Source organism: Streptomyces sp. NBC_00385 (assembly GCF_035917155.1).
Taxonomy (GTDB): domain Bacteria; phylum Actinomycetota; class Actinomycetes; order Streptomycetales; family Streptomycetaceae; genus Streptomyces; species Streptomyces poriferorum.
Map to the genome: position 1 here is coordinate 2,200,619 of NZ_CP107951.1, position 15,652 is coordinate 2,216,270.

At 70.1% G+C, this 15,652-nt stretch carries 18 protein-coding genes and 1 pseudogene; 7 read left to right on the forward strand and 12 right to left on the reverse strand.

Annotated elements, in window-relative coordinates; all coding sequences use genetic code 11:
* Positions 1 to 63: 63 nt before the first annotated feature.
* The 7 genes from OG959_RS09565 to OG959_RS09595 form a co-directional block, all read right to left on the reverse strand.
* Complete coding sequence (locus OG959_RS09565; RefSeq protein WP_261991724.1) at positions 64 to 651, reverse strand: hypothetical protein; 588 nt, start codon at positions 649 to 651, stop codon at positions 64 to 66.
* Between the two features lie 283 nt (positions 652 to 934).
* Positions 935 to 2,389, reverse strand: coding sequence for a SulP family inorganic anion transporter (locus OG959_RS09570; protein WP_261991723.1), 1,455 nt, complete (start codon positions 2,387 to 2,389; stop codon positions 935 to 937).
* 48 nt (positions 2,390 to 2,437) lie between these two features.
* Positions 2,438 to 3,034, reverse strand: a complete 597-nt coding sequence (locus OG959_RS09575; protein ID WP_148020907.1) for a carbonic anhydrase — start codon at positions 3,032 to 3,034, stop codon at positions 2,438 to 2,440.
* A gap of 968 nt (positions 3,035 to 4,002) precedes the next feature.
* A complete protein-coding gene (locus tag OG959_RS09580) occupies positions 4,003 to 4,173 on the reverse strand; it encodes a hypothetical protein (RefSeq protein ID WP_187285309.1) in 171 nt (56 codons plus the stop codon).
* A gap of 78 nt (positions 4,174 to 4,251) precedes the next feature.
* On the reverse strand, positions 4,252 to 4,671 hold the full coding sequence (locus OG959_RS09585) for a hypothetical protein (protein WP_148020906.1): 420 nt from the start codon (positions 4,669 to 4,671) through the stop codon (positions 4,252 to 4,254).
* A 262-nt stretch (positions 4,672 to 4,933) separates the two neighbouring features.
* Positions 4,934 to 5,080 carry a hypothetical protein gene (locus OG959_RS09590; RefSeq protein WP_261991722.1) on the reverse strand — a complete coding sequence of 49 codons (147 nt, stop codon included), beginning with the start codon at positions 5,078 to 5,080 and terminating at the stop codon, positions 4,934 to 4,936.
* Positions 5,081 to 5,152: 72 nt separating this feature from the next.
* The gene (locus tag OG959_RS09595; protein ID WP_148020905.1) at positions 5,153 to 5,341 is read right to left on the reverse strand and encodes a hypothetical protein; all 189 of its coding nucleotides are present in this window, start codon (positions 5,339 to 5,341) and stop codon (positions 5,153 to 5,155) included.
* 363 nt (positions 5,342 to 5,704) lie between these two features.
* Between OG959_RS09595 and OG959_RS09600 the strand changes: the two genes are divergently transcribed.
* The 3 genes from OG959_RS09600 to OG959_RS09610 all read left to right on the forward strand — a co-directional run bounded on the left by OG959_RS09600 (position 5,705) and on the right by OG959_RS09610 (position 8,239).
* Positions 5,705 to 6,724, forward strand: a complete 1,020-nt coding sequence (locus tag OG959_RS09600; protein ID WP_326657764.1) for a cation diffusion facilitator family transporter — start codon at positions 5,705 to 5,707, stop codon at positions 6,722 to 6,724.
* Positions 6,725 to 6,783: 59 nt separating this feature from the next.
* Entirely contained in the window at positions 6,784 to 6,966 is a 183-nt protein-coding gene (locus OG959_RS09605; RefSeq protein ID WP_148020903.1) for a hypothetical protein, read from the forward strand.
* Positions 6,967 to 7,303: 337 nt separating this feature from the next.
* Positions 7,304 to 8,239, forward strand: a complete 936-nt coding sequence (locus tag OG959_RS09610) for a DUF5655 domain-containing protein (RefSeq protein WP_326657765.1) — start codon at positions 7,304 to 7,306, stop codon at positions 8,237 to 8,239.
* 177 nt (positions 8,240 to 8,416) lie between these two features.
* On the opposite strand, the gene OG959_RS09615 is transcribed toward OG959_RS09610, so the two are convergent.
* The 5 genes from OG959_RS09615 to OG959_RS09635 all read right to left on the reverse strand — a co-directional run bounded on the left by OG959_RS09615 (position 8,417) and on the right by OG959_RS09635 (position 12,163).
* Positions 8,417 to 9,424, reverse strand: a complete 1,008-nt coding sequence (locus OG959_RS09615) for an arsenic resistance protein (protein ID WP_148020901.1) — start codon at positions 9,422 to 9,424, stop codon at positions 8,417 to 8,419.
* Positions 9,425 to 9,518: 94 nt separating this feature from the next.
* Positions 9,519 to 9,833: a hypothetical protein gene (locus tag OG959_RS09620; RefSeq protein ID WP_261991721.1), complete on the reverse strand. Its 315-nt coding sequence runs from the start codon at positions 9,831 to 9,833 to the stop codon at positions 9,519 to 9,521.
* The gene (locus OG959_RS09625) at positions 9,830 to 10,603 is read right to left on the reverse strand and encodes a heavy metal-responsive transcriptional regulator (RefSeq protein ID WP_148020900.1); all 774 of its coding nucleotides are present in this window, start codon (positions 10,601 to 10,603) and stop codon (positions 9,830 to 9,832) included. Before OG959_RS09625 ends, OG959_RS09620 begins: the two co-directional genes overlap by 4 nt.
* Positions 10,604 to 10,769: 166 nt before the next feature.
* Complete coding sequence (trxB, locus tag OG959_RS09630) at positions 10,770 to 11,744, reverse strand: thioredoxin-disulfide reductase (RefSeq protein ID WP_326657766.1); 975 nt, start codon at positions 11,742 to 11,744, stop codon at positions 10,770 to 10,772.
* Positions 11,741 to 12,163: an arsenate reductase ArsC gene (locus tag OG959_RS09635; RefSeq protein WP_148020898.1), complete on the reverse strand. Its 423-nt coding sequence runs from the start codon at positions 12,161 to 12,163 to the stop codon at positions 11,741 to 11,743. The genes trxB and OG959_RS09635 overlap by 4 nt, the downstream gene beginning before the upstream one ends.
* A gap of 95 nt (positions 12,164 to 12,258) precedes the next feature.
* Between OG959_RS09635 and OG959_RS09640 the strand changes: the two genes are divergently transcribed.
* From OG959_RS09640 to OG959_RS09655, 4 genes and pseudogenes are all read left to right on the forward strand, one after another.
* Entirely contained in the window at positions 12,259 to 12,567 is a 309-nt protein-coding gene (locus OG959_RS09640) for an ArsR/SmtB family transcription factor (protein WP_026328687.1), read from the forward strand.
* Positions 12,564 to 13,676 carry an ACR3 family arsenite efflux transporter gene (arsB, locus tag OG959_RS09645; RefSeq protein WP_326657767.1) on the forward strand — a complete coding sequence of 371 codons (1,113 nt, stop codon included), beginning with the start codon at positions 12,564 to 12,566 and terminating at the stop codon, positions 13,674 to 13,676. The genes OG959_RS09640 and arsB overlap by 4 nt, the downstream gene beginning before the upstream one ends.
* Positions 13,673 to 14,739, forward strand: a pseudogene (locus OG959_RS09650) (ArsO family NAD(P)H-dependent flavin-containing monooxygenase). The gene arsB and the pseudogene OG959_RS09650 overlap by 4 nt, the downstream one beginning before the upstream one ends.
* A gap of 72 nt (positions 14,740 to 14,811) precedes the next feature.
* Positions 14,812 to 15,636 carry a sulfite exporter TauE/SafE family protein gene (locus OG959_RS09655; protein WP_326657768.1) on the forward strand — a complete coding sequence of 275 codons (825 nt, stop codon included), beginning with the start codon at positions 14,812 to 14,814 and terminating at the stop codon, positions 15,634 to 15,636.
* The last annotated feature ends 16 nt before the right edge of the window (positions 15,637 to 15,652 follow it).

The window sequence follows — 15,652 nt, forward strand, 5'->3', positions numbered from 1 at the left end:
CTGTGGTTCCCGGCAGGGCCGGGCAAGAGGTGCCGGCCCTGGCGGCACCCGCGACTGCGCCCGTCAGGGCATGCAGGGACCACCGAAGGGCGTCGGCCCGGTCAGTGCGAAGGCGGCGGGCGCAGATACGCCACGCCGGGCATGCGGTGGCGCTCTGCCCGCATGCCAGCGAGCCGGGACCGCCGACGCGGGCAGAGAGACGTTCCTATCGGGGCGCAACTCCGACAATGGATCATGTGCGAATCGCAGATGCGGCCACACGAACAGCAGCAGGCGCTGCACAGCTCTCAGAAGCGGCCTGCTCTGCCAAAGGATCTGCTCGGTGACACCCAACAGCCGCGCCGCGATCACCAGGCTGACCAGATGCCCGGCCAACAGGACTTCGGGCGGGGTGCCGACGACGGGAGCGTGCTCGACCAGGCCAGGCAACCCGACAGGGTCAGTCATGGCCGCGCAGGCGCCGGGCAGGGAGTAAGCGATGTGGTACGCCAACTGAGCCCCGGCCAGCACACCCAGAAGCTGGGTATCCGACAACCGGTGCCGCGTCAGAAACACCGATCCGGGAATGATGACTCCGGCCACACCAGCCACGATCGTCCACCGCGGCGCGTGGCCCTGCGACAGGGCATGGCCAGCCAGTGGCAGCAGCACGCACAACACCGCCAGCGCGCCCGCCCGCAACCCGCGCAGCGCCCCCATAGCCGGGGAGGCAGGTGGCGTCGGACCGGTACGTGGCATGACGTCGTGGCTTTCCGAGAGGCCCGTCGTTCAGACGTAGCAGGCAAAAGGGCGGGCGCGGACTCGCGCTGTACGCCATTGCACAGTACCGGCTCCGCCGCCAGGGCTTGCCCCCGGGCTTCGCCGGTGGCGCCGCCGCACTTGGGATGGGGTGCGGCGGCGCCACCGGTTGCGCAGGAGGCCGGGGCCGGGCGTGTCATGTCAGGGCCGGGGACATCCGTACCGACTGGGAGCCTTCGGCATTGTGCCGTTCGGCCCAGGTGATCAGGGCAGCGTGGCAGGCGTGGTCAAGGTGGTGCAGCCCAGACAGGTCCAGCTCGACGGGCCGGTCCTTGGGCAGTGCTCCCAGCTCGTCCAGTATTTTCGGCAGGCGCAGGAAGGTCGCGTTGCCCGACAGATATGCCTGGACCGAGCCGGCTCCTTGGTCTATCACCTCCAGCTTGATGTGCGAGGTCTGCCAGGCAGCCTTGACCACGGCCAGGATCAGGCCAATAAGGACACCCTCGAACATGTTGATGGTGACGATGGCCAAGGCGGTCGCCGCGAGGATCAGGGCCTCTCCACGGTGGCCGCGCCACAGGGCGGGGAACTGCTTGGCGGGCAGGAGTTTGACGCCGGCGTGCACAAGGATGCCGGCGAGCGCGGCGATGGGGATGAGCGCGAGGACGGCCGGCAGCAGGGCGGCGAACAGCAGCAGCCACAGCCCGTGTAGGACCCGGGACGCCTTGGTCTTGGCGCCGGCCTGGACGTTGGTGGCGCTCCGGACGATGACCGCGGTCATTGGCAGGGCGCCGAGCACTCCGCAGACGATGTTGCCCGCGCCCTGAGCCATCAGTTCCTTGTCGTAGTCGGTGCGCGGGCCGTCGTGCAGACGGTCCACCGCGGCCGCGCTGAACAGCGACTCGGCGGAGGCGATGAGGGTGAAGGCGATCACGGTGCCGAGTACGCCAATGCCAAGCCTTCCGAGCACTTCGGTTCCGGGCGGCTGGATGGAGTCGAGCAAGCCGCGGACCTCGACCGTCTTCACCGACAGGTCCAGCAGCCAGGTCGCGCCGGTGGCCAGGGACACCGCCACCAGCGCGCCGGGCACCACCCGCACTCTCGCGGGCAGGCGCTGCCACAGCAGCATCACCGCCACGGTGCCCGCCCCGATCGCGAAGGAGGTCCACATCGTGGTGGAGGTAGAGACGTCACCGGCCAAGCCGGGAAGACCGGCGATCTTGCCGGTGCCCGATGCGGGTGCTGCCACGCCTGCCATGGCGTACAGCTGACCGGCGATGATGATCAGGCCGATTCCGGCGAGCATGCCCTCCACCACAGCGATGGAGATGGCGCGGAACCAGCGCCCGCACTTCAGGGCGCCCAGCACCAGCTGGAGCAGGCCCGCTGCTAGGACAATCACGCCGAGGGCGGGCAGGCCGTAGGTCTGGACCGCTTCGTAGACGAGGACGGTAAGACCCGCGGCAGGGCCGCTGACCTGGAGGCTGCTCCCCGGCAGCAGGCCGGTGAGCAGGCCGCCGACGATACCGGTGACCAGGCCGAGTTCGGCTGGTACGCCAGAGGCGACGGCGACGCCCACGCACAACGGGAGGGCGACGAGGAAGACGACGAGGGAGGCGGCGACGTCACGCCGCAGGATGTCCGGATTCACGGGGGTCCTTGGCAAGTGTGGGGGCCAGAGGTCGGATCGCGCGCGGGGTCACAGCGGCAGGAATGCGTCGTCCTGCGGCCGGTGCTCGCACACCAGCCCGGTGTGGATTTCGTAGAACCAGCCGTGCAGCCGCAGCTGCCCCTCGGTCAGTCGGCGGGCGATGCCCGGATAGCCGCGCAGCCGCTCCAACTGCTTCAGGACATGGCGCTGCACCGGGCCCGCGAGATCCGCGGCAGGCTCCCCACCCGTGCTGCCGTCCTGCAGGGACGAGGAGGCCGCGTGCGCCAGCCAGCCCTTCACGGCGGGGACGGCCGTGAGGTCGTCGCCGCGTACTAGAGCACCAACCGCGCCGCAGTGGGAGTGGCCGCACACCACGATGTCGGCAACCTGGAGGACCTCGACGGCGTACTCGATGGTGGCCGCCTCACCGGACGGGCCCTCCAGGCGGTAGGGGGGAACGATATGGCCCGCGGTGCGCATCTCGAACAGCTCGCCCGGCCCGGCGCCGGTGATCAGGGAGGGAACGACGCGTGAGTCGGAGCAGGCGATGAACAGGGCCTGCGGCTGCTGGCCGACGGCCAGCCGGCCGAGTTCCCCGGCGGCCTGATGGCGGAAGGAACGAGCGTGGTCGATCAGGGTTCGCATGTCAGGTACCTCCTGCGCCCCGGCAGGGGGCGTCGATGTGATGGATTGGGGGCTGCGGGCCCTGGAGGGAAGCGGCGGGCAGCGTGAAGCCGCCCGGCGCGGGTGGGCGAAGAGGACGCCGCACCGCCTTGCAGGGTTCGCAGGAGAAGGTCTGCTCGTGAGGCGGGTCCCGTTCCTCACACCCCGGACGGCCTGACCGGACTCGGACGGTCAGTGGCGGACATGCCGGCCTTCGCGGGTGACGATTCACCTGCGGGCACGCGGGCACGTCTCACAGGCGCTTGAGATTCAGCGGCACGCCAGGAGCGGACACGACTCCAGCACGAGCGGAGCGTGGAATGGGGCCTGACTGTCAGCAGCGGAAGACCTGCAACAGGGCAGGTGAAACGGGTGGTGGCTGTCCGACCGGCTCGTACGGCACCTGCCGGAAGGGCCCGCAGTCGTACGGCGCCGCCGACGCACAGCCGGCCCTGGGACTAGTCGGCCCGGAATGACCTGCCGGGGGGCTGTTCTCACGGACTCGCGCCCAGTGCCCGGCAGCCTCCTCTGGCCGGAAGGCGGCGTCGCACAGGTGCGCTTCGTAAACGGCCACAGGCCCGGAACCCTGCGACACACGTTCATGTGCAGGCGCCGCGGCAGCGGCATGGGAGAAGAACAGCACCGCCAGGACAGCGGTCAGCAGGGCCGCGACAGCGCGCACCGCATACCTGCTCCCTGACACTCCTTGCCCTCTCTTCCGGCGCGACGCCTCGCAAAGCCGTCGATCAGTCCGACGATCCGCTGTCGGTAACAGTTCCAAGTCGGATGTAAACAGCGCGTTACGAGCGGACGGTGGGTGGCAGGAGCCGACCGAAACCGGCCACCCTCTTGCGACCAGACGATCCCCGCCTGCGCGTGGCAAAGGCGGTGGGTGAACTGCCCGTCGCCGCCCTGGCGCGCACCGGCCACGAACCGGTGGTACCTGCCCCTCAGGCCCTGGGTGCGCACCGTTCGCAGCGGGTCTCCTCCCGCGCGGCCTGCTGCTCGTGGGCCGATGTGACGGGCTCTTCGGTGGGCCGGTACTCGCGGGCGTCGTAGTCAGTACGGAGTGCAGTTGCGCGGACCAGGGCGGCGATGACGGCGTAGGCGTCGCTGGGCATGGTTCTCCTGCTGCATGTGGGTGGGGGTGACCGGGCTTCGGGGCAGACCCCAGCGGTGCGCGGGGCGGCCCGGCCCGGTCAGCAGCGCAGGATCTGCCGCGAAACGGCCGGAACTCCGCCATCCTGGATCGGGCCGAGCCCCAAGGAGCGTGTGGGGCCGAACGCGTCGAGCGGCGACAGCGCTGGCGCGACGAGGGAGATCGCCGGTTGGGGCGCGGGATGCGTCGGCCGCTTGGCCGCGGCACTCTCGCAGACCCGGGCGGCCGGGTCGTGTTCGGGATGCTGCTGCCCGCCTGGCGGCGCCATGGCGACGGCCGGCGGGCAGCGGTCGGCCGTAAAGCCGCGACGGTCGTGCGAACATCCCGGGTCTTCTGCGGCCAGGTGGGTGCCGGCCGGGGTGAGCAGGGCGTGCAGCAGGGCGAGAGCGGCCAGAGCGAGGACCATGAACGCGACACGCGTCAGCCCCGACCGGGCGCGGGGGCGGGAGGTCGTCGGCATCGCTCTCCTCCGCCCTCTACGCATAGCTCTCCCGGCATCGTCACCTCTGCCGACGGCAGGCACGAGCCGCGCCACGCGATCGGATGCCATGTGTCACCCGGTAGAAGGATGTGCGTTGGGCCTCGGTGCTCCGGCTGGGGCCTTGCGGTCTGTGAGGAACGGCGGGTCGCGGGTGCGGCGAGCGATGAGTCGGGGCGGAAACTGGGCGGTGCCGGACTGCCACAGCACTCATCGGCGCGTGCGCGCACTCGTAGAGCATCTTTCACTGCGTGTTCTCCCGGAGGACGACGTCCAGGTTCCACAGGGTGGCGATCTGATCCTCCGCCAGGGCCCTGGTGCGGTCGGGCGGTGCCGCACGCCGCTCGATGTCGATCGTCGGAGCGCCTTCATCCAGCCCTGGTGCTGCCACCAGCCGATTACCTGGCGCGCGATGGACAGCTCCCGGTTGACGGTGTCGGCGCCCATCTCGTCCGTCCCCGCCTTACCCGTCGCCGCGATCGACGACCCGAGTCTGCTGGAGCCTTAGCGCAACCTCCGGCTCGGGCTGCACCTTGTTCCGGGTGCCGATCTGCTCGGGGAGGGCCCCGTCGCAGTCGGCCTCGTACAGGGCATCGAGCTGGCTCGACAGCTCCTGGCAGGCCATCGATGTCCTGGCGCGTGAGGCTGGCACCGGCTGGCCTGAGGCGGCGTGATGAGTGGCGGCGACCAGGGCCGCGGAGGTGCAGGCGAAAGCCGCCACACGCGCGAACCGGCCGCCCGGCCCCGCCCTGCTGGCCGCATGGCGCGGCGCCTTCCCATCGTTGCGGCCCTTCGCAGGCCGTCGCTCACCGGCATATCCGTCCACCCTCGGCCTGGGCTCCAAGGGCATGCCGCCCGCCCGCCCCACAGCCATGAAACCGTAAAAGCGCAGGTCACAGTGGTCACTATTGGTGTTGACAACGGTCACCGATGCAGCCTTTGGCTCCATGGTCACAGGTGTGCTTCGCTGCCCGCAGCATCCGTGCCGGGCGGGCGCGACGGGAGGACGACGGCGATGAGTGACGAGCACACGCACGACCACGGGGCCGGGGGTCACGGCGGCCACTCGCACGGCGTGGCCGCCGACGCGGACCGCCGCTGGCTCGGCATCGCCCTGACGCTGATCACCGGATTCATGGCCGCCGAAGTCGTCGTCGGCATCCTGGCCCAGTCCCTGGCACTCATCTCCGACGCGGCACACATGCTGACCGACGCGGCCTCCATCGCCCTAGCGCTCATCGCGATGCGGCTGGCCGCCCGCCCGGCCCGCGGCCCCTATACCTACGGCTTCAAGCGCACCGAGATCCTCTCCGCCCAGGCCAACGGCCTCACCCTGGTGCTGCTGGGAGCCTGGCTCGGCTACGAGGGCGTGCGGCGTCTCATCGACCCGCCAGCAGTGGAGGGCGGTCTGGTCCTCGTCACCGCACTGGCCGGGATCGTGGTCAACGTTGCTGCCGCCTGGTGCATCTCCAGGGCCAACCGAACCTCACTGAACGTCGAGGGCGCCTTCCAGCACATCCTCAACGACCTGTACGCCTTCATCGGCACCGCGATCTCCGGCGCCATCGTGCTGACCACGGGCTTCGCCCGTGCGGACGCGATCGCCACCCTGGTCGTCGTCGCCCTCATGTTCAAGGCCGGCATCGGCCTGATCCGCGCCTCCGGGCGCATCTTCCTCGAAGCCGCACCCGCAGGCGTCGACCCCGATACGGTCGGTGATGCCATGGCCCGCCTCGAGCAGGTCGTCGAAGTCCACGACCTGCACATCTGGCAGATCACCTCCGGCCAGCCCGCCCTGTCCGCCCACGTCCTGGTCGTTCCCGGCGGCGACTGCCACGCTGTGCGCCGCACCCTGCAAAAGCAGCTCGCCGGGAACTACAACATCACCCATGCCACCCTCCAGGTCGACCACGTCGGCGAAGACGACCGGGACACGGGCCCCTTGCTGCAGATCGGCGAACCACCGACGCAGCCCGGCCCCGAACACGAGGACACCCACGGCCCCGTGCACCGGCCAGGACCTCACTCGCACTGACCGCCCGCCAGCCGCCCAACACCGGTCGGCGACCGCGACCACAGAAGGACCTGTCCCGGTTGACCCGCCCAACCGCCTACCACGGACCGCCGGAACTGACCGTCTCCCGCATGCTCACCGACCGGCACCTCGATGCGGCGCTGCTGGCGGCGGGCATTGCCCTCACCGCCGCCTACACCGCAGCCGTGATCACCGCCCGGCGTCGCGGCACCCAGTGGCCGTGGCGCCGCAACGTCGCATGATGCGCCCCTGGTGGGAGACCGACCCGGCCGTCGCCCATCTCGGGCTCAACACACCGCGCAGCAACGGCAGCACCGAGGGCAAGGGCTGACAGTCCCTACCCGCCCGGCCACACCGCCAGTTCACGAAACTCTGAATTCAGCACAAGATGTACTTTTGGGGGCTGGCGTGCCTGCGCGACTGCGGCCTGGCCGTCGCTGTGCCCGACGGCCGCCTCTCCGCAGCCCGCCAGTAACCCTCAACAACCCGAGATACACCGCTCGTTTGGCAGACCCCCGTTCTGGAATATGTATCCCGTTTCGATTGCTCTCGTACAGCAAGCACAGGAGGGGGACGCTAGTGGCCGAGCTGATGTTGTTTCGGCGAGACGCGGGCGGGCGGGACGTCGGGGTGCCCGGTTCAACGGTGGCGCTGGAGGTCGAACTCCAGCGGCGGGTCGAGGCTGGCCGGGTAGCGATGCTCGGCATCCGCTTCCTGGCGTCGGAGTACCCGACCGGTCCATGGCACCGGGGCAGAATCGACACGCTCGGGCTGGACGAGAACGGCAGCCCGGTAGTGATCGAGTTCAAGAAGGGCTCTGACAGCGGGGTGCTGTCACAGGCCGTCTCATACCTGTCCTGGCTGGAGTCAGCGCACCACGAGTTCGAAGCGCTCGTGCGGAAGGTGCTGGGCACGGAGGCCGCCGAGTCGATCGACTGGCGTCGTCCGCGGATGGTCTGCATCGCGGCGAGCTTCTCCCACCACGACCGTGTGGCCGTGCAGCGGCTGCCCGAGCGGATCGACCTGGTGCGCTACCGGATCTTCGAGGGCGGTCTGCTGAGCTTGCTGCTCGTCGACTCCTCTCCGGCTTTCCCGAGCGCCGCTTCGTCCCGGCGAAGTCGGGAGCGGGAGACGGCGGTCGACATCGCGGCGGCGGCCCCGGTGGCTTCTTCGCCGGCGGGTGCCAGCCTCGTCCCGGAGTGCCTGCGGGACCTGTACGCGGAGGTGGACGACGCACTCGCGGCGTGGGGCGAGGTCGAGGTGGCGCTGCTGCGGCACTACATCGCCTACCGGCGGCTGGTGAACGTGGCATCGGTGATCTTCCGTCCGAAGCACGAGGCGATCCTGGTCTATCTCAGACTTGACCCGGACACGGTGGAGCTGGAGGAGGGCTTCACCCGGGACATGCGCGGCATCGGGCACCTCGGAACGGGCGACTTGGAGGTACGGCTCGCCTCCGCGGCCGACCTGGAGAAGGCAGCGCCGCTGATCCGACGGGCGTTCGAGGCGGCTTGACGCAAACAGAAGGGCGGCTGGCGCATCTGTGACAACGCAGCCTTGTTGGCAAAGTGCGGTGCGGGACGTCGCTGAGTAGATGGATGTGCTGCTGTGTAGTTGGCAAAGACGCGGCAGGTTAGTTGGCAAGCCGTGGTCACAGGATGTGATCGGCTTGCGTAGCCGCGCTGAGGACGGTCAGGGGGCAACCGGCTCGTTCGCGGGCCGCTCCCGGCCGGGCATCAGACGCGGGACGAGTCGGACGTAGACGACCATGCCGAGGACCTCGACCAGGGTCTGGGTGACCACGACGACCGGGGTGATGGCCAGGTCGTCGGGCAGAGCCAGGGCGAGGGGCAGGACGACGAGGGAGTTGCGGGTCGCCCCGGTGAAGACGATCGCCCGCCCGGCGGAGGCGTCCAGCCGGAAGAGGCGCGCCACGGCCTTCCCGGCGAACGCCATCACCACGAGAAACGCCGCATAGAACGGGACGACGGCGGCGACGTCGGTCAGGTTGTCGCCGAGCTTGGGAACCTGGGAGGCGACCACGACCAGCAGCGTGGCAGCCATCAGCGGCACCATCGTGGTGGTCGCGCCGTCGGAGACCTTCTGCCCGGCCGGGCGGCGTCCGGCCCACGCCTGCAGGGCCCATGCGAAGGCGAGCGGGATGACGATCAGGACGACGAACGCCTCGACGAACGGTCCGACCTCGACGATGTCGGCGAGCTCCGAGCCCATGAACAGGTAGAGGAAGCCCGGCAGCAACAGCATCTGCGCGACCAGGAGGAACGGGGTGGCGGCCAGCAGGCGTCGGCTGGAGCCGCCGGCCAGCCCGGAGAAGACAATGACGTAGTCCACACACGGGCACAGCAGAACAAGCAGCACACCGAGGCGAACCGCCTGGTCGTCGGGCAGGAACGTGAACATCGCGGCGACGACCAGCGGCACCGCCACGAAGTTCACGAGCACCGCGGCGGACAGGAACCGTCCGTCGCGCAGGGAGCGGACCAGTTCGGCGGCAGGGACCTGGAGGAAGGTGACGAACAGCAGCGCCCCGAGCACCGGGTTGATCGAGTGCTCCAGCCCCGGCCCGAGGCCGGGGGCCGCCCAGCCGAGCAGTCCCCCGGCGGCGAGTGCCGCCAGGTAGATCGCGACCTGGTGGTGTTCCATCCGATCGACCAGGCCCTGCGGTCCCTGCTGCGACATCCGAACTGCTCCTTCGTGCTGTGCCGGCCGCCTCGTAGCGGTCGTGCGTTCCATCCTCACAGGCCACTGCGCGCGGTCTGACCGCGATTCCTGGTCAGTGAGGGGTCTTGCCGCTGTCCGGGCTCGGGCGGAGGGCTGGCATGCCGAGGTCGGTTCGTGCCGGAGCGGACCGGCAGGCTGCTGTCCGGCGGCGCCGCCCCACGATCAGAACGCCCAGCCCGGCAGTGATGGCCAGCACCGTGAGTGCGGGCACCCACAGGGCTCCGATGGCGGAGGTGACGCCGATGCCGCCGAGGATGGCCAGGAGCGGGCCTGCGCAGCACACCGCGCAGGCGGCGATCGCGGCCGAGCCGGCGCCAACGGCACCCCACGGCCGGGACGGGCGAGAAGCAGAGGGCGGGGTGGTCATGCGGGCACTCCGAAAAGGTCGGCCAGCATTCCGGCGGCGGACTCGGGTGCCCGCACCTCCAGCTGGAGCGCGGTCGGGGTCAGGTGCAGACGGAAGTCGAAGAACGCGCAGCAGCCCTGCTCGGCCGCGGCAAGGGCCGCGACCTCGCCGGCGAGGTCGGCGCCGACGGGGAAGGACAGGCGGATCCCGTCGTCGATCTCCTCGCGTCCCTCTGCCTTGTCGACCAGCCGCTGCCACTGCTGGGTGCGCATCCCCAGCTCGGCGCCGCCCAGCGTGCAGGCCACCGGTGCCTCCCGCCAGGACTCCGTGGCCTGCTCGCTGCGGGTCGGCGACAGAGTGATGGGCACGGGCCCGGCCGCCGTGGTGCTGGATGTGGTGCAGCCGCAGTCCGGACCGCACGCCCCTGCGGGCGCCGGGCCGGACAGATCAGCGTGGACACCGGCCAGGTGTGCGGAAAACGCGCGCAGCTCGGCGATGCGGCCGTCGGTCTGGGTGATCCGGTCGGCGACCAGGGGCAGCATCCGCGCCCGTACGGACGCGCACACCCCTTCCTCCCGGACATCCAGCAGCTCGCGGATCTCCTCCAGCGCCAGGCCCAGCATCTTGGCGGAGGAGATGAAGGCCAGGCGCTCCACCGCATCCTCGCCGTAGACCCGGTACCCGGACGGTGTGCGGTCGGCGGGCAGCAGACCGGCGTCCTCGTAGAAGCGCAGCGTTGTGGCCGGTACGCCGGAGCGTTCGGCCAGCTGCGAGATGCGGTAGGTCGTCACGCCACCGAAGGTAAACCTTCAACCCGACTCGAAGGTCAAGCGTTCGCCCCACCGCGCCCAGGGCCCGGCGCGCGAGGAGGACGGCATCGCTCCTTTGCGGCCGATGCCCCCACGGCGCGGGCCCGCCAGCATGGTTCCAGGCGGGCCCGCGCCGCGGCTCAGTCGGTCAGGCAGGGGCCGCGGCCGGCTCCTGCTCGATGTGGGTGGTGTTGCGGGCGGCGAGGTAGCGCTCGGCGTCCAGGGCCGCGGCCGCACCGGTGCTGGCGGCGGTGATGGCCTGACGGTAAGCGTGGTCGACGACGTCACCGGCGGCGAACACGCCGGGCAGGCTGGTACGCGTCGACGGGGAGGCGACGCTGATGTAGCCCTCGCCGTCGAGGTCGAGCTGGCCGGTGAACAGCTCGGTGCGCGGGTCGTGGCCGATGGCGATGAACAGCCCTGTCACGTCCAGGTCGCGGGTGGCACCAGTGAAGACGTCGCGCAGGACGACTCCGGCGAGCATGCCGTTCGTCTCCTTGATCTCGGCGATCTCGCTGTCGAACGCGAAGGAGATCTTGTCGTCGGCGAACGCCCGGTCCTGCATGACCTTCGAGGCGCGCAGGGTGGAGCGTCGGTGGGCGACGGTGACGGAGCGGGCGAAGCGGGTGAGGAAGGTGGCTTCCTCCATGGCGGTGTCGCCGCCGCCGACCACGACGATGTCGCGGTCACGGAAGAAGAATCCGTCGCAGGTCGCACACCACGAGACGCCGCGGCCGGACAGCTCGTCCTCCTCGGGCAGGCCGAGCTTGCGGTAGCCGGATCCGGTCGCGACGATCACCGTCCTGGCGCGGTGAGTGGTGCCTGCGGAGTCGGTGAGGAGCTTGACGTCGCCGGTTAGATCGACGGACACGACATCGTCGTCGATCATCTCGGCGCCGAACTTCTCCGCCTGGGCCCGCATGTTCTCCATCAGGACCGGGCCGTCGACGCCCTCGGGAAAGCCGGGGAAGTTCTCCACCTCGGTCGTGGTCGTGAGCGAGCCGCCGACGAAGATGGAGCTGCCGAACAGCAGGGGCTTGAGCTGGGCGCGGGCGGTGTAGAGGGCGGCGGTGTATCCGGCGGGGCCGGAGCCGATGATGACGACCTCGCGTATGTCGCTCACGCCGTCGCCTCCGGCTTGGCGGGGGCGATCTCGGCGATCAGGCCCTCGATCAGGGTCTTGATCTCGTCGCGGATCGGGCGCACGGCCTCGACGCCCTGGCCGGCCGGGTCCTCCAGCTTCCAGTCGAGGTAGCGCTTGCCGGGGAAGACCGGGCAGGTGTCGCCGCAGCCCATGGTGATGCAGACGTCCGACTCGCGGACCGCGTCGACGGTGAGGATCTTCGGCGTCTCCTTGGAGATGTCGATGCCGACCTCGGCCATGGCCTCGACGGCGGCCGGGTTGACCTGGTCGCCGGGGTTGGAGCCGGCGGAGCGGACCTCGACGCGGTCCCCCGCCAGGTGGGTCAGCCACGCGGCGGCCATTTGGGAGCGGCCGGCGTTGTGGACGCAGACGAACAGGACGGACGGCTTGTCAGCCATGGTGATCGTTCTCTCTCGTCGCATGGCGGAACCCAGCCGCCAATGACTTCAGCTCCCGCTGGTGTCAGCGAGTGGTGATGTGAGAGTATCAGTGCATGCTGACTTCAGTCGATCCTGATGTGATCCGGGTGCTGGGCGATCCGCTCCGCCTTCAGATCGTGACCCTGCTGGCGCGCGAGACGCTCTGTACGACGCACCTGGTCGAGGAGACCGGAGCCAAGCAGACCAACCTGTCGAACCACATGAAGGTGCTGCGCGAGGCCGGGATCGTGGAGACCGAGCCCTGCGGCCGCTTCACCTACTACAAGCTCAAGCCCGAGGTCCTGGCCGGGCTGTCCGAGCAGTTCGCCGCGCTGGCCGACTCCGCCCGTACTGCTTCCGAGAACAAGAGGGCCTGCCCGTGACCTCCGCAAAGCCCGCCACCGCTCTCGCTCCGGCTGGCGGTGGGGACGACTCGATCGTCAAGAAGCTCTCCACCCTCGACCGCTACCTCGCGGTGTGGATCCTGCTCGCCATGGCTGTCGGCCTGGGCCTGGGCCGCCTGATCCCGGGGATGAACGACGCGCTCGCGAAGATCGAGATCGGCGGCATCTCCCTGCCGATCGCGCTCGGCCTGCTCGTCATGATGTACCCGGTCCTCGCGAAGGTCCGCTACGACAAGCTCGACACCGTGACCGGCGACAAGAAGTTGATGGTTTCCTCGTTGGTCATCAATTGGATCGTCGGGCCCGCAGTCATGTTCGCCCTGGCGTGGATCTTCCTGCCGGACCTGCCCGAGTACCGCACCGGCCTGATCATTGTCGGTCTCGCCCGGTGTATCGCCATGGTCATCATCTGGAACGACCTCGCCTGCGGCGACCGGGAGGCCGCCGCCGTCCTCGTCGCGCTGAACTCGGTGTTCCAGGTGTTCGCGTTCGGCCTGCTGGGCTGGTTCTACCTCGACCTGCTGCCGCGCTGGATGAACCTCGGCAACGGCCAGGGCCTGGACGTGTCCGTCTGGCACATCGCACTGAACGTCGTCATTTTCCTCGGCATCCCTCTGCTCGCCGGCTTCCTCACCCGCCGCATCGGCGAGCAGAAGATGGGCCGCGAGAAGTACGAGGCGAAGTTCCTTCCGAGGATCGGCCCGTGGGCGCTCTACGGGCTGCTGTTCACGATCGTCATCCTGTTCGCCCTCCAGGGAAAAACCATCACCTCGCAGCCGCTGGACGTCGTGCGGATCGCGCTGCCGCTGCTGGTCTACTTCGCGATCATGTTCTTCGGGACCTTCCTCCTGGGCAAGGGCCTCGGCCTGGCCTACGACCGCACCACCACGCTCGCGTTCACCGCGGCGGGCAACAACTTCGAGCTGGCCATCGCCGTCGCCATCGCGACCTTCGGCGTCACCTCCGGCCAGGCCCTGTCCGGAGTCGTCGGACCGCTCATCGAAGTCCCCGTCCTGATCGGCCTCGTCTACGTCGCACTCGCCTGGCGCAGGAAGTTCGCCGCCGACGCGGTGACGACGGCCCCGTGACGAACCGGGCCGACGTGGTGGTGGTCGGCGGCGGCCAGGCCGGGCTCGCCGCCGGCTACCACCTGCGCCGCCAGGGCCTCGACTTCGTGATCCTGGACGCCGATCCGGCGCCGGGCGGGTCTTGGCGGCACATGTGGGACTCCCTGCACCTGTTCTCCCCGGCGGAGCACTCCTCGCTGCCTGGGCGGCTCATGCCAGCCCAGGCGGGCGAGACCTACCCGGACGCCGGGCACGTGGTGGACTACCTCGCCGACTACGAGAAGCGCTACGACCTGCCCGTCCAGCACAACACACGCGTGGACGCCGTACGCCGTGACGACGACAGGCTCCTGGTCAGGCGGACACCGGCACCTGGCGGGCCCGGGCGGTCATCAGCGCGACCGGCACCTGGTCGCGCCCCTTCCTCCCCGCGATCCCCGGCCGCAGCACCTTCACCGGTCGGCAGCTGCACACGGTGAACTACCGTTCCCCGTCCGACTTCGCCGGGCAGCGGGTCGTCGTGGTCGGCGGTGGGAACTCTGGCGCCCAGATCGCCGCCGACCTCGCCCTGGACGGCCGCGTCGAGGTGAGGTGGGTGACCCAGCGTCCGCCGCAGTTCCTGGCCGACGACATCGACGGCCGCGCCCTGTTCGACGTGGCCACTGCCCGCCGACGCGCGCTCGACTCCGGCCGCAGCGACACCGGCGGAGTGGCTTCGCTCGGCGACATCGTCGTCGTGCCGCCCGTCCGCACAGCCCGGGGTGCCGGACTCCTGGCAGTGAAGCCGATGTTCTCCCAGCTCACCGCCGACGGCGTCCGGTGGGAGGACGGCAGTCAGAGCGGCGCGGATGCGGTGATCTGGTCCACCGGCTTCCGCCCTGCGCTGTCCCACCTCGCCCCGCTGAATCTGCGCGGCCCGCGCGGGCACATCCCCACCTCCGGTACCCGCGCTCGGGTCGAGGCTCGGCTGCACCTGCTCGGATACGGCGACTGGACCGGCCCGGCGTCGGCCACGCTGGTCGGGGTGGGGCGTCCCGCGCGGGACGCCGCCCGCGAGATCGGGGCGCTGTGCGGGCGCAAGTGACAGGGCGGCCCAGCGGTTTCGGTGGCTTCCCCCAGTGTCGCGAGACAGCGTGATCGTTGCAGACTGCCCTCCATGACCTCACCGTTGGCCGCTGACCCTCTGCGCTCCGGGAGCCGGGCACGCTCCGCGCCCGTGGTGTTCGCCGCAGGGGCGGGCATCGGCGTTCTCGGCGGGATGATCGGCCTGGGCGGTGCGGAGTTCCGCCTCCCCCTGCTAATCAGCCTGTTCGGGTTCGCGGCGCTGTCCGCGGTCATCCTGAACAAGGCAATGAGCCTGGTCGTGGTCGTGGTGGCGCTGCCCGCCCGGCTCTCGGCGTTGCCCGCCTCCGAGCTCGCCGGTCACTGGCCCGTCGCGGCCAATCTGCTGGCCGGGAGCCTGCTGGGCGCATGGGCCGGGGCGAGCTGGGCGGTACGGATGCGCAGCTCCACCCTGTACAAGGTACTGGCGGCCCTGATGGTGCTCATGGCCGCCGCTCTGCTGGCCACCCACCTCGCCACCGTGGGGACGCTGCCGCTGCCGCTGCGGGCGCAGGTGCCCTGCGGAGTGGTGGCCGGCTTCGGCATCGGAGTGGGCGCCGCGATTATGGGTGTGGCCGGGGGCGAGCTGCTGATCCCGACGATCGTGCTGCTCTTCGGCCTTGACATCAAGACGGCGGGAAGCCTGTCCCTGCTGGTATCGCTGCCGACCATGCTGGTTGCCTTCGCCCGCTACAGCCGTGACGGCAGCTTCGCGGTCCTGGGCGCCAACCTCCGCTTCGCCGCCGTGATGGCCGCGGGCTCGATCGCCGGCGCGCTGCTGGGGGTACTGCTGGTCGGCGTCTTCTCCGACCTGGTGCTCGTTCCCGCCCTGGCGGTGATCCTGCTCATCTCCTCGGTCAAGCTCGCGCGCCACAACTGAGCCCGCGAGGTCGTCC

Coding starts and splice junctions, on each gene's coding strand:
- OG959_RS09575 (WP_148020907.1), bottom strand. CDS start 3,034: ATGCGAACCCTGATCGACCACGCTCGTTCCTTCCGCCATCAGGCCGCC.
- OG959_RS09580 (WP_187285309.1), bottom strand. CDS start 4,173: ATGCCCAGCGACGCCTACGCCGTCATCGCCGCCCTGGTCCGCGCAACT.
- OG959_RS09585 (WP_148020906.1), bottom strand. CDS start 4,671: ATGCCGACGACCTCCCGCCCCCGCGCCCGGTCGGGGCTGACGCGTGTC.
- OG959_RS09600 (WP_326657764.1), top strand. CDS start 5,705: ATGAGTGACGAGCACACGCACGACCACGGGGCCGGGGGTCACGGCGGC.
- OG959_RS09615 (WP_148020901.1), bottom strand. CDS start 9,424: ATGTCGCAGCAGGGACCGCAGGGCCTGGTCGATCGGATGGAACACCAC.
- OG959_RS09620 (WP_261991721.1), bottom strand. CDS start 9,833: ATGACCACCCCGCCCTCTGCTTCTCGCCCGTCCCGGCCGTGGGGTGCC.
- OG959_RS09635 (WP_148020898.1), bottom strand. CDS start 12,163: ATGGCTGACAAGCCGTCCGTCCTGTTCGTCTGCGTCCACAACGCCGGC.
- OG959_RS09640 (WP_026328687.1), top strand. CDS start 12,259: ATGCTGACTTCAGTCGATCCTGATGTGATCCGGGTGCTGGGCGATCCG.
- OG959_RS09655 (WP_326657768.1), top strand. CDS start 14,812: ATGACCTCACCGTTGGCCGCTGACCCTCTGCGCTCCGGGAGCCGGGCA.